The 740-nt window shown below is 68.6% G+C and carries 1 protein-coding gene; it reads right to left on the reverse strand.

The genetic code is table 11. The features are described from left to right. Positions 1-605: 2,3,4,5-tetrahydropyridine-2,6-dicarboxylate N-succinyltransferase (locus G7A99_RS22715; protein ID WP_163144289.1), on the reverse strand; the 605-nt coding region annotated here is incomplete at its 3' end. Between the last annotated feature and the right edge of the window lie 135 nt (positions 606-740).

Consider the following 740-nt stretch of genomic DNA (forward strand, 5'->3'; position numbering starts at 1 on the left):
ATCACCGCGCCTTCCTCGACGATCACGCCTTCGACGATCTCCGAGCGGGCGCCGATGAACACGTTGTCCTCGACGATGGTGGGGTTGGCCTGCAGCGGCTCGAGTACGCCGCCGATGCCGGCACCGCCGGAGAGATGAACGCCCCGGCCGATCTGTGCGCACGAGCCCACGGTGGCCCAGGTGTCGACCATGGTGCCCTCGCCGACATAGGCGCCGATGTTGACGTAGGAGGGCATGAGCACGGCGCCGGGGGCGATATAGGCGCCGCGGCGGGCGATCGCCGGCGGGACCACGCGCACGCCGGAGTCGCGCAGCTCGGTGCTGTTGTAGTCGGCGAACTTGAGCGGGACCTTGTCGAAGTAGTTGGTCACTCCGCTGCGCATGACCTGGTTGTCGTTGAGCCGGAACGACAGCAGCACGGCCTTCTTGAGCCACTCGTTGACCTGCCACTCGTTCCCCACCTTCTCGGCGACGCGGGCCTCGCCGCGGTCGAGCATCATCAGTGCGCGATCCACCGCTGCGCGCAGCTCCGGTGCGCCGGAGTCGGGGCGGATGTCGGCGCGGCTCTCGAACGCCGCCTCGATGGTGGACTTGAGCTGCTCCATTGTGCCTCCTCGTTGAATCGGGTTCGGGCCGCGCGTGCGGCACGCACGGCCGGGATCGGAAACCGCTGGACGCCTAGACGCCGTCCGCGCGGGCCATGATATCGGCGTCGTCGTCGACGATCTCCAGCAGCGCGG

This window comes from Arhodomonas sp. KWT (genome assembly GCF_010993615.1).